Annotated in this window: 8 protein-coding genes; all 8 read left to right on the plus strand. The window is 42.2% G+C overall.

What is annotated here, in order from left to right:
- The first annotated feature begins 80 nt into the window (after nucleotides 1-80).
- The 8 genes from sov to BMY70_RS28330 all read left to right on the plus strand — a co-directional run bounded on the left by sov (nucleotide 81) and on the right by BMY70_RS28330 (nucleotide 13,039).
- Nucleotides 81-7,259: a T9SS outer membrane translocon Sov/SprA gene (gene sov / locus BMY70_RS28295; protein ID WP_090341387.1), complete on the plus strand. Its 7,179-nt coding sequence runs from the start codon at nucleotides 81-83 to the stop codon at nucleotides 7,257-7,259.
- A 77-nt stretch (nucleotides 7,260-7,336) separates the two neighbouring features.
- On the plus strand, nucleotides 7,337-7,717 hold the full coding sequence (gcvH, locus tag BMY70_RS28300; protein ID WP_090341389.1) for a glycine cleavage system protein GcvH: 381 nt from the start codon (nucleotides 7,337-7,339) through the stop codon (nucleotides 7,715-7,717).
- 146 nt (nucleotides 7,718-7,863) lie between these two features.
- Nucleotides 7,864-9,147, plus strand: coding sequence for a dihydroorotase (locus tag BMY70_RS28305; RefSeq protein WP_090341391.1), 1,284 nt, complete (start codon nucleotides 7,864-7,866; stop codon nucleotides 9,145-9,147).
- A 72-nt stretch (nucleotides 9,148-9,219) separates the two neighbouring features.
- Nucleotides 9,220-9,780 (plus strand): DUF4199 domain-containing protein, encoded by a 561-nt coding sequence (locus BMY70_RS28310; RefSeq protein ID WP_090341505.1) that lies wholly within the window; start codon nucleotides 9,220-9,222, stop codon nucleotides 9,778-9,780.
- A 59-nt stretch (nucleotides 9,781-9,839) separates the two neighbouring features.
- A complete protein-coding gene (locus tag BMY70_RS28315; protein WP_090341393.1) occupies nucleotides 9,840-10,355 on the plus strand; it encodes a DUF4199 domain-containing protein in 516 nt (171 codons plus the stop codon).
- 111 nt (nucleotides 10,356-10,466) lie between these two features.
- Nucleotides 10,467-11,195, plus strand: coding sequence for a gliding motility-associated ABC transporter permease subunit GldF (gene gldF / locus BMY70_RS28320; RefSeq protein WP_090341395.1), 729 nt, complete (start codon nucleotides 10,467-10,469; stop codon nucleotides 11,193-11,195).
- A gap of 375 nt (nucleotides 11,196-11,570) precedes the next feature.
- Nucleotides 11,571-12,116: an RNA polymerase sigma factor gene (locus BMY70_RS28325; protein ID WP_229209811.1), complete on the plus strand. Its 546-nt coding sequence runs from the start codon at nucleotides 11,571-11,573 to the stop codon at nucleotides 12,114-12,116.
- Nucleotides 12,113-13,039, plus strand: coding sequence for an anti-sigma factor (locus BMY70_RS28330; protein ID WP_090341397.1), 927 nt, complete (start codon nucleotides 12,113-12,115; stop codon nucleotides 13,037-13,039). The genes BMY70_RS28325 and BMY70_RS28330 overlap by 4 nt, the downstream gene beginning before the upstream one ends.
- The last annotated feature ends 278 nt before the right edge of the window (nucleotides 13,040-13,317 follow it).

The raw sequence follows: 13,317 nt of genomic DNA on the forward strand, positions 1-13,317 counted from the left end.
ATGAAAAAGATTTTTACCGTTTCGTTGGATATGTTGACATTGATTATTGCAGAAACCCTCAAAAAATAAAGTATTAAGCTTTGTCATCAACGGTTTACTCATCCCTCTTTAAGGCTATTACGATCTCATCCGGAGCTTTGCTGCTGGCAACGGCTTCTTTTGATAAAACTGAATCAAATTCTGAGGTTCTTGCCGATTGGGCAATTCTCACGGACACGATTCCGGATACGACCCGCAAAAATGTTGATCGCTCAGGCAATCAGCTTATTATGCGTTGGAAAGATTTCTATTCCAACAAATTTGCACAGCCAAGGCCTCGTTCTCCTTTTTACCTGAAAGATCCGGCCAATATTTCCACCAATATTTTATTGGATAGTTCCGGCAAAATTGCTGTAACAGAAAATATTCAGACTCCATCCGGAAGCCTTGATTACCGGGCGCCTGAGAGTATGGATATGGAAACATATGACAAGGCACTGGAAGATCGCGCTTTCAAAAGTTTGCTGCGGGAATATTCGTCCCGGCAGGATGGAAAAAGTGCGATGGGCGCAAGAGGTCTTTTGCCTAAACTTGATGTGCCGCCTGCGCTTTCGAAGATTCTTGGAGATAATTTCCTGGATTTCAAACCGACTGGTTTCGTCGCCCTTGACATTGGCGTAATGAACCAGTTTATTGACAATCCAGCGCTACCGATACGTCAGCGACGTAATACCAATTTTATTTTCAACGAACAGATCGCAATTAATTTCAATGCGAATCTGGGCGACAGGCTGGGTTTTCTTACCAATTTTGATACAAAAGCAAGTTTCAATTTTGAAAATGCTCTTAAACTGAATTATAAGAATCCGGAGGAGAGTTTTCTGCGTAAAGTCGAAGCGGGAAATATCAACTGGGCGATCAATAGTCAGTTGATTCCAGGTGTTCAAAATTTGTTTGGTTTAAAAACAGATTTCCAGTTTGGGCGTTTGAGTGCAACTTTTGTAGCTTCTCAACAGCGTTCAAGCAAAGAACGAATTGTGTTGCGCGGCGGAGCTCAAAGTCGTGAATTTGAAATCCGGGTAGATAACTACGACGAAAACAGAAACTTCTTCCTGTCTCAGTATTTCAGAAATAAGTACGAAAGTGCTTTAAGAAACACACCTCAGATCACTTCTGGCGTGACCGTGACTCGGATGGAGGTTTATGTTACGAACAGAACAACTACAACGGAATCGTTGAGAAATATTGTTGGTTTCACAGATCTTGGTGAACCGGCTCCATATAAAACGGGAAATCCTAACATCCAGCCGATCCGTGCAAATCAGCCTGCTGACAATGCAACAAATGGTTTGTACAAGACATTAACTGACAACCCCGGTTTCCGTCAGGTCGATAATACCAATTCGGCAATTACCAATTTGGGGTTTGAAAAAACAGTTGATTATGAATTATTAAGAGGAGCTAAAAGACTGGTTGCTGAACGGGAATATACATTCAGTCCACAATTGGGTTATATTTCTTTAACAACTCCGTTGAGAAACGATGAAGTTCTTGCCGTTGCTTATGAGTATACTTATAACGGCAGATCATATAAAGTAGGAGAGCTTACCGAAGATTATCAAAATCGCCAGGATGATGAAGTAATTGCGCTAAAATTGATCAAATCATCCACAATTCGTAACAATACGAAATTGCCGATGTGGGATCTGATGATGAAAAACGTTTATACGTTGGGAACAAGCTCGATTGGTAAAACGGGATTTCAGCTGCGTATTATCTACAAAGATGATTTGACGGGTATTGATAACCCGAATTTACAGGAAAGTAATCTTGCCAACATTCCCTTGATCCGTGTGATGGGCCTGGATCGGTTGAATCCTGTGAACGACTTGCAGCCAGACGGAAATTTTGACTTTGTGGATGGTGTCACGATTGATACCAAAACGGGTCGTGTGTTTTTCCCTGTCCTGGAGCCTTTTGGTTCTAATCTTAATGCGAGATTAAGCGACGACGCATTTCGAAAAAAATATGTGTTTGACGAGCTTTACCGCACGACAATGATCGATGCGCAACAGGTTACCGAGCACAATAAATTTTACATCAAAGGTTCATACCAGTCCAGTGGCGGCGCAGAAGTTTCATTGCCTTACGGCGTTCTCGAGACTTCGGTGACTGTAACTTCCGGCGGCGTTCCCCTGTCAGCCGGTTCTGATTATATTGTTGAAGCGCAGATTGGCAGAGTTCGTATTCTGAACAGCAGCGTTATGAATTCAGGCCGCGAGATCGTCATTGAATATGAACGTCCTGATATGTTCCAGAACCAGATCCGGACACTTTTAGGAACACATCTCGATTATGTTGTAAACCGTGATATCAGTCTGGGATTGACAGCCATTCGCTATAAGGAAAAACCTGCCGGATTCCTTACCCGTGTTGCGATAGGCAACGAACCTGTTAACAATACAATGCTTGGATTCAATGTGAACATCAGAAAAAATGTTCCATTCCTGACACGCTGGCTTGATGCGCTTCCTTTTCTGCAAACGAAAGAAATGTCCAGCATTCAGTTCAAGGCAGAATTCGCTAAATTATTCCCGGGTGTTTCTAAGGAAGTGAACAACCGTTCGCTGATAGATGACTTTGAATCTACAAGGACAATTTATGATCTGGCCCGCCAGCCGCAAAAATGGCGTTTGTCTACTGTTCCGCCGCAATATCGTCAAGGCTTTGATGGAAAAACCCTGGACTACGGATATAAACGTGCAAAGATCTCCGCTTATGTTATTGACAACCTTTTTGGAGGAGCAACCGGTTTGGGTGGTGCTGCGCAATCTCCGGCCAATATTACGGATGACGACCGCAAAAATGTTTATGAAAAGTTGTATCTGCCAAAAGATATTTTCCCGAATCGTTCGGTTGCCGGGTTGATAAATTATCCACAAAATGTCTTGGATATCGCCTATTATCCTAGTGAACGTGGTATGTATAACTATAACACCGACCTGGATGCCAATGGGCGTTTGAAAAACCCAAGACAGAATTTTGGTGGATTAAGCCGTGCGATTACCTCGGATAACGACTTCGATAATGCCAACATTGAAAGTATTGAATTCTGGATGCTGGACCCGTTTGTAACAGGACCAAACGGTGTTGTACGTGATGGTTCAGCTAACCCCCAGAATAACACTACGGGCGGTAAGCTTATATTCAATTTAGGTGATATTTCAGAAGATGTGATTCCTGACGAGCGCTACAATTTTGAGAATGGCCTACCTCTTACTGAAAAAATTGTAGGTGAAAATGTAGAGCAGACGGTTTGGGGGCAGGTAACAAAATCACAGTATCTGATCAATGCATTCAGTAATGAAACGGGAGCACGCCAAAAGCAGGATGTCGGTCTGGACGGTTTGAGTAATGAAGAAGAACGGACATTTTTTAAAGAATATCTCGATCGTCTGCCTGCAAACCTTACCGCTGAAGCGAGAGCGAGAATACTTGCTGACCCTTCCGGTGATGACTTTAAATATTTTCTGGGAGAAGAGCAGGACGCAGAAGATTTAAAAATTCTTGAGCGGTATAAAGATTATATCGGTATGGAAAATAACTCTCCGGAAAGTCTTGGCAATTCTTCTCAGGTGACACCGGCATCAGGAAGTATTCCGGATGGGGAAGATATGAACGTTGATAACACAATCAATGACAACGAAGCGTATTATGAATATTCAATTGACCTGAAACCTAATCAGCTTAGTGTCGGTAACGGTTTCATTGTGGATAAAACGACTACCACTGGTGACGGCGGTACTCAGAACTGGTATTTGTTCCGTGTGCCGATCAAGGAATTTACAGGCCAGGTTGGAACGATAAGCGGCTTCAAATCAATCCGCTTCATGCGTATGTATCTGGCTGATTTCCAGCAGCCGGTTGTGTTACGTTTCGCTCAGCTGCAGATGATCGGACAACAGTACAGAAAATATACTTACAATCTTGATGCGGCTGGTTTACAGGAAGTTCCTGAACCTTATGATGCTAAATTTACAGTTGGAACAGTAAGTATTGAAGAAAATGGTGTGGCGGTAAATCCGGCAAACAGTACAGATAAAAAGTACATTTACCAATTACCTCCGGGTTGGGAGCGTGATCAGGATTTTACGCAAAGACCAAGTTTGCAGTTGAATGAGCAATCGATGAGCCTTTGTGTGACCAATCTTCGTGATGGCGATTCAAGAGCAGTTTACAAAAACGTTAATCTGGACTTGTTGTTCCGTAAGCGTCTGCGTATGTATATCCATATGCAGAATGACGACAACGAAAACGGAATGGTTGGCGCGTTCATGAGACTTGGTACTGACCTTACGCAGAATTATTATGAAATTGATATTTCAGGTTTACAATCAACCCGTGAAAATACTGCGGTACGTGAAGAAATCTGGCCGGAAAACAATGAACTGAACATTGCGCTGGATGATTTGATCCGCGCCAAAGCAGAACGTAATCGCACTATCGACAAAAATCAAAGCATACCTTATACGATCACTACGAGCGATGGCAGATACAAGATCACGGTTGTCGGTAATCCTGATTTAAGTGCGGTACGTGTGATGATGATTGGTATGCGCAATCCGAAATCTGCGGATGAACGCGCCAAAACTTTCTGTATCTGGACCGATGAAATGCACGCAGAAGGTTTCGATGATAAAGGCGGGTGGGCAGCAATTGCGCAGTTAAATGCGAAACTTGCAGATTTTGCAACCGTGACGGCTTCGGGTCGTGTGGAAACTTTCGGGTTCGGAAGTGTTCAGCAGCGCATCGGCGAGCGCTCGCGTAACCTGACCACAGAGTATGGTTTTTCTTCTAATATCGCAGTTGATAAATTGTTACCGCAGCAGTGGGGATTCAGTATTCCATTGTTTGTAAGTTATGACAGGAGAAATGTAAAACCTCATTTTGATCCACTCGACCCGGATACCCCTTTGTCTACTTCGCTGGCTAACTTGCAATCGGACGAAGAACGGGATGGTTACCGGAGACTGGTGGAAGAAAATGCTGTTCGACGAGGAATCAACTTCTCTAACGTCAGAAAAATCAAGACGAGACCTGGTGCAAAAAATCATTTTTATGACTTTGAGAATTTTGCCTTTACCTATGCATTCAGTGATGATACAAGGAGAAATATCCTGACGCAGGAATACTCGCAGCGAATGTACAAGGGAGGGATTGCCTACATATACAGCAGTCAGCCAAAGCCATTCGAACCTTTCAAAAAGATGAAAGCAACCAATCGTTATGCTGAATTTGTAAGGGACTTTAACGTGACGCTGCTTCCGAATATGGTTTCAGTGCGTGCGGATGTTGACCGACGTTTTGCAAGAACCCAGCTTCGCAATGCAGATCTGACAACGGAAGGAATGACGCCGATGTTTGAGAAATATTTCTGGTTTAACCGTTATTATGATTTTGGCTGGAACCTGACGAAAAACATGACGCTGATGTATAATGCCTCTGCCAATGCGATCATCGACGAGCCGCAGGGCGACTTGAACACGTCGCAAAAAAGAGATTCGCTTTGGAGTAATTTCAAAAATCTGGGTCGGATCAAGAATTTTGATCAGAAAATAAAGCTTACTTACCGTCTGCCGTTGGATAAAATTCCACTGCTTGACTGGATGACAGCCGATTATTCTCATTCGGTTGGCTACAATTACCAGGCAAATGCGTTTGGTCTGATGGATGCCGATAGTCTTCCTTTTGGAGATATTATTCGTAACAGCCGTGAAAGAGGAATTACTGGCAAGGTCGATTTCGTAATGCTTTATAATAAATTACGTTACCTGAAATTTGCCAATACGCCATCCGCACAACGTAAGAATTTTGCAAGAAGTCCGGGTGATATTGAAGATATCGATTTGCGTACGACTGATCTTCTGAAAAACATTACCCGTATTTTGATGACTGTCCGTGGTATTAACGTTAGTTATTCGGTGCAGGAAACAACGGCGCTTCCTGGTTATCTGCGTGCTCCAAAATATTTTGGTCTGGATAATGCAAATGCACCAGGACTGGGCTTTGTTATGGGGCAACAGGATCGGAACTTCCAGACAAAAGCTGCCGCCAACGGTTGGATTACAAAGAGTAGAGAGCAAAATCAGCCGTTCCAGCAAACCATTGCCAAAAACTTTGCAGCTAATACTTCACTGGAACCATTCAAGGATTTCCGAATGCAGATTGAAGTCAGATTGACGCGTCAGGATGCCTACCAGGAATTTTACCGGCCAGATTCAACCGGGAATTATGCGCACCAGAACCCTTTGAGAAACGGTCAGTTCAGTATGTCGTTCATGTCGTTCAGAACTGCATTTGCTAAAATCAGAAAGGATAATTCCTCTCCCGTTTTTGATAAGTTCAGATCATACCGTGCGATATTACGTGATCGTCTGAATGCTGAAAATCTTAATGGAGGTGGGGAATATAATGAAAATTCCCAGGACGTTTTGATCTCTTCATTCTTTGCGGCTTATACCGGTAAAGATCCTCAGACGGTGCGTACGAATCCATTCCTTAAATTCCCGATGCCGAACTGGGATATCAATTACGACGGTCTGGCAAGAATTCCGGCATTTAAAAGATTGTTCAGCAGCTTCACCATGAAGCATCGATATTCGTCGACTTACAGCGTAGGGAACTTTACATCTAATCTGGATTATGAAGCATTGTATGTGAACCTTGCTGTGACAGGTTATCCGTTATCTTCCAAGACAAATTATCTAGGTCAGTATGTTCCTGTTTTCTCGATGAGCACGATTACGCTTTCAGAAAAATTTGCTCCATTAGTGGGTGTCACATTCCGCACCCAAAGCAGAATCACGGGAAGTATCGACTATAACCGTGACCGGACCGTAGCACTGAACTTATCGAATTCACAAGTTGCCGAACTCTTTAATCAGGACGTGACAGTTAATATCGGTTTTACAAAAAACAACGTTCCGCTTCCATTCAAGATCAACGGTGTGAAGAAGAAACTGAAAAACGATATGACCATGCAGCTTGGCCTGACGTTCCGGGATACCCGCCATATTCAGCGTAAGTTTGACGGAGAAAATATTCCAATTGCCGGTAACATTAACTTCCAGCTGCATCCGACGATCAATTATGTTGTGAACAACAGGTTAAGCTGCCAGTTCTATTTTGACAGGACATTTAATGACCCGTTAGTATCCAACTCGTTTTATCGTTCGAGTACGTCCGGCGGGGTTCAGTTGAAGTTCAATCTGGCTGAATAAAATTCGATTTGGAAAATACAAACTACATCCTGTAATTTGCGTCTGAAATACGTTTCAAAACTTACTCTAATTATATCATGAATTTCCCTTCAGAACTAAAGTACACAGAAGATCACGAATGGATCCGTATTGAAGGAGATACGGCATTTATCGGAATTACAGATCACGCTCAGAAAGAATTGGGTGATATCGTGTATGTAGACATTAATACAGTTGGGGATTCGCTCGGAAAGGGAGAAGTCTTTGGCTCAGTTGAGGCTGTCAAAACAGTTTCGGACTTGTTTATTCCGGTTGCTGGAACAGTAACCGAAGTGAACGATGAGTTGGATAGTGAACCTGAATTGGTAAACTCTGATCCTTACGGACGTGGCTGGATGGTTAAAATAACTTTGGCAAATCCTGACGATACCGAAGGATTACTTTCTGTTGAAGATTACAAACAATTCATTGGTGCCTGACGAAAGATTTAAAGCTCCGAAGGGAGCTTTTTTTTTGCCTGTTAAAAAAGAAGATGTTTAAATAAAGAATTATTCAGACTAAACGGACGGAGATTCCTTTCGTTTATTTTTTGGAATAGATTCACGTTTTGCGGTTACAATAATTTATGAAAGTATTAATTCGATCGGTTCGAATCATTGATAAAAAATCGCCTTTTAACGGGCAGGTTAAAGATATACTGATCCGGGATGGAAAAATAACTCAGATAGGTGAGGCGCTGCCGGAAGATGGGGCCGATATAAAAGAAAGTGAAGGTTTGTGTGTTTCCTCCGGCTGGGTGGACATGAGAGTCGCTTCCCGGGATCCTGGTTTTGAGCATAAGGAAGACCTGGATTCTGTTCATGAAGCAGCGGTTCATGGCGGTTTTACAGAAATTGTTTTGCTGCCAAATTCTGAGCCTGTTGTCCATAGTAAAGACACTTTAAATTATATAAAGAATTCCGGTCGCGGTGGCTTGGTTAAACTTCATGTAGCTGCTGCGGTAACGCGGAAAGCGCAGGGAGTGGATTTTACAGAAATGATCGATCTGCATACCGCCGGAGCCATAGCTTTTACAGATGGAGATCATCCGGTCCAGAACGCAGATCTTTTTCTAAAAACGATCTTATACTTACAGCCTCTGAATGCGTTGCTGATGAACCGTCCGGAAGACCGTCAGCTTACAGTTTTCGGGCAAATGCACGAGGGCATTACGAGCACGCTGATCGGTATGAAAGGTATGCCGTCGCTTGCTGAGGAAATGATGCTTAACCGTGATTTGAAATTGCTGGAATATGCGCTGGAAAAATCATCTTTCGAATTAACAGGTCAGCCAATCCTGCATATTTCTCTTGTTTCTACGCGGGAAGCCGTTGACTTGATCCGGGAAGCGAAGAAAAAAGGGTTGCCGGTAAGCTGCGACGTGGCTGCGCATCAGCTTGCTTATGAAGACAAAGATCTTCTGGATTTTGATACCAATTTGAAAGTAAATCCTCCATTCCGTTCCGCAACAGATCACGATGCGATTCGCCAGGGATTACTGGATGGGACAATTGACGCGATCGTTTCAGATCATACCCCGCACGATGAGGAAAGTAAAAATCTGGAATTTGATCATGCCGATTTTGGTATCACCGGATTGGAAACGGCGTTCTCACTCGCCACTATGTTTAGCGGATTGAGTACAGAAGATATTGTTGAAAAACTTACTTCACAGCCACGGCACATACTAAGGCTGGAAGAAAGCATGATCGCCGAGGGTTCAGCGGCAAATCTTACCTTCTTTGAACCGGAAACGGAATGGGTTTTTGAAAAAACATATTCGAAATCAAAAAATACGCCATTCTTAGGGCAAAAGTTGAAAGGTACCGTTCGCGGAGTATTCAACAACGGCCGCCTGGACTGGTTTTAAGTTCATTTCTGAATGACAGGTAAACAAATCGGACTTTCGGTTTGTTTACCTGTCATTCTATCATTACTTATCATGAAATCATTATTAGAGTATTTTGACAAACCACTTTTAAAAGTATCGTTGGTTTTTGGCTTGATCACGGGTGTGTTGGCATTCGCATTTTTTCTAGGTCTTTACGCCATTGGAATTGTGCCGCTGGGGAACAACAAAGTGATGGATATTGGTATTCACGTGATCATGATCGCGGGAGGTTGCTGGTATTTTCGTAAAAAAGTTGGAAATGGATTTCTGCATTTGTGGGAAGCCCTGACAATAGGATATGTCATTAACACTGTTGGTGCATTTATAAACGGCTGGCTTATTTATTTGTTTATAACGTATATTGATCCTGCTGTTTTTACAAATTATCTTCAGGAAATGGGCACACTTCTAATGTCCGGGAAAGAAGAATTGGTTAAAAATATAGGCAATTCCGAATTCCTGAAAATGTATGCCAGCATACAAGCTATGGAACCCTCCGAAGTCATCACAGACGAAATCAGTAAGAAAACGGTTATGGCAATTATTCCAATTCTGATTATATCATTGATTTTCAGGAAACAGGATTACGGTGTATTTCACAATAAATCATAAATTTACTGACGATCACATTTCAAAACCTCTTCATGCTCTAAAATTACACACGAATCATTATGGAAGAACAAGCATCCACCGCACGCACAGCTCTGAAATATGGAATTCTGACATCCGTCGCGATTATCATTTACACAACGATAACGAACGTATCCGGGCAGTCGCAGAATAAATGGCTGGCCATGGTGTCGTATCTGATTATGATCATTGGCATCTTTCTGGCGATGAAAGAATTCCGGGAGACGAACAAAGGGTTCATGGGGTATGGAGAGGGATTAGGTTTGGGAAGTCTTGTTTCGGCTATTTTAGGATTCTTTTCATCGATGTTTTCGATGTTTTATATCCGTTTTATTGATACCACGATCAGAACGCAGATACTGGACAAAGCGAGAGCAGATATGGAAGCGCAGGGGCTCGACGATTCACAGATCGACCATTACATGGAGTTGTCGGAGAAATTCAGTTCTCCGGGAATAATGTTTGCGGCCGGTGTTTTCGGGTTTCTTTTTATCGGCTTTATTTTTTCATTAATCATAGCTGCGATCCTTCGCCGTGAAAAACCGGTTTTTGATTAATGCTTTCTGATTATTACGGCAACAAATTTATTTTGAAATATAAACAGTATTGAATCCGTTGTGATTTGTAACAATTCATGATTTTCAGTTCTCCATTTTTTATTAAAAAAAGTGTTTGCAATTTTTCAGAAAGAGATAGGTAGTTTTTTTAATTCGCTCGTTGCCTACATGGTTATGGCAGTCTTTTTGATTGCTGTTGGGTTAATCGTCTGGGTATTTCCTGATTCCAATGTTCTGGATTACGGGTATGCCGATCTGAATGCTTTTTTTAGCCTTGCTCCCTATGTACTTCTCTTTCTGATTCCCGCCATAACGATGCGTTCCCTGGCAGAAGAAAGCCGGACGGGAACTTTGGAACTGTTGTTGACCAAACCAATAAAAAACTGGGAGTTGATCCTGGGCAAGTTTTTCGCAAACTGGATCTTGGTACTGCTTACCATTCTGCCGACAATACTGTATTACATCAGTGTCTATCAACTGGGAAATCCCAGCGGAAATATCGATTCTGCTGCGGTTTTTGGTTCCTATATTGGCCTTTTCCTGTTCAGCGGTGTTTTGGTATCTATGGGAATCTGGTCGTCCTCACTGAATGAAAATCAAATTGTAGCTTTCATTCTCGGAGTTTTTCTTGCATTCATTTGGTATGTTGGGTTTGGATCAATATCGGCCTTGCTTGGGAGCGGATTTGCGGCTGACATTTTTTCATGGACTGCACTCGATGAACAATACCGTGCACTGGGCAAAGGATTGGTAGATTCACGAAATGTAATTTATCTTTTCAGTCTGATGATTTTTTTTCTTTTCCTTACACATTGGCGTGTTGAAGCGCTCCGGAAGTAGCAAGGCCGGAAAACTTGTGGTAAATCCTGTTAATAATAGTTAAAGTTGCCGTTGATTTCTGATCTTGGAAATGCAAAAAAATCATTTGTTTACAACTAATATTAATATTCGTACTTACTCCGGCAAAGTTTTTCATATTCTCTTTGATCTTGCAAATCTGAATTGATCTAAGAATCTGCTTTTCACGTATATAATAAAAAGCACACTACGATGATCAATTCACTAAGTTTGACGATTGGGGCCTCACCGCCCGGATTACTAACGATTTCTGATTATGTTCAAAGGCAGGTAATTATATACTTACCAGTAGACCAGATCTTGGAAAATTTTATTAGCTTGCCAATAAGAAATGTTAAATTAAATGTTAAGCGACTCTTGGCGACTAGCAAAGTAAAATATTCGGAAGAAGAACTTGTGGTTGCTCTCAAACGGAATGAGAGGGCTGCATTTGAATTCCTCTACGATCACTACTCTGGGGCATTATTTAATATAATATGCAAAACATTGCGTGATGAGGAGCGGGCTGCTGATGTTCTTCAGGAATCTTTCTTGAAAATCTGGAAAAACATTGCGTCTTATAATCCGGAAAAGGGAAGACTGTTTACATGGATCTTAAATATTGCCCGTAATGGTGCGATTGATGCCGCTCGTGTTGAGGGCAGAAAACCGGTCATGGACGATATCGACGATCGGGCCGCGTTAAATGAACGTGACACCAGTGAAGAGTTGAGTACCGCAAGTTCCGAGATAAAATCAATCGTTAATATGCTTCGGCCCGAGCGGAAGATTCTTATTGATATGGCTTATTTCCAGGGCTATACTCATGAAGAAATTTCCGAAGAATTAAAGATCCCGCTGGGAACGGTGAAATCGAGAATCCGAACAGCATTACAAGAGTTAAAACAATACTTTTCAGTATGAATATCCAAGCCTACATAGAGTCCGGTATATTAGAGGAATATGTATTGGGCACCGTTTCTTCTCAGGAGAAGCAGGAAGTGGAGTGTATGTCTCATATTTATCCCGAGATAAAAGAGGAGTTGATGCGCACCGAGAGCGCTTTGGAGCAATATGCACTGAAACATCAGACACCACCACCGGCTTCTTTAAAAGAAACGCTTTTTGCTCAGATGAATTTCGATGAGGTCACAGAAGAACCTGAATCTGCTGAATTAACCAGCGCTGAACCAACATTGGTGCAGGCTGATGATAATATAAAAAAATTACCTGTTGAAAATGACTTGATAGCGGAAACACAACCGGTATCGGCGCAGGAAGTTTACGCGGATATGACCACTGCCAACGGTGGTGCGACGGTCATTTATCCTTCCTGGGCTAAGTTTGCTGTGGCAGCGTCCATTTTGTTTGCCATTTTATTCGGCTGGTCTGCACTGCAAATGTCGGGTGTTAAAAAGCAAAATGAACAATACGCTGCTGACATGGATATGTTGAAATCCGATATGGATGCCATGAAAAAAGAGGCGCAGTATAAGGAGGCTTTGGCAAGCCTTTACAGAAATCCAAATCATAAGGTGGTAAGAATGGCAGGCCTGGAAAAATCGCCGGAAAGTGTTGTGGCTGCCATTTGGGATGTGAAGACTAATGACGTATTACTTGACGTTCAGAACTTACCGGCAGCTCCGGCGGGAAAACAGTATCAGCTCTGGACGATTGTTGACGGAAAACCGGTTGACATGGGCGTTCTTGATCAGGAATTTTCTAACAAAGTGTTGAAAATGAAACAAGCTAACCCTGGCGCAGTGGCATTTGCTATTACTTTGGAAAAGACAGGAGGAAGCCCAAGCCCAACCATGGAAGATATGTTTGTGATGGGCAAAGTCTGATAGGCATCGTTTGTTTGAAAAAAAATGCCCGCACAGAATCTCTGACGCGGGCATTTTTTTTAGTATATCCGTTGTATTAGATATCAAAAATTTCTTTGACCAGAACCTTAATACCATTAATAACATCTGATCTTAAAACCTCTGTTTCGGTGAACGGTTTTAATCCGATAATTTTCATTGCCGGCGTAACTGTATGTTCCGTTAAATTCTAACGGATCGATACCGGTAATTTCCATAGATGAATTCATTTTGAATCAAAACGGAGACAGATAGATAAA

This window comes from Dyadobacter koreensis, assembly GCF_900108855.1.
Classification (GTDB): Bacteria; Bacteroidota; Bacteroidia; order Cytophagales; family Spirosomataceae; genus Dyadobacter; species Dyadobacter koreensis.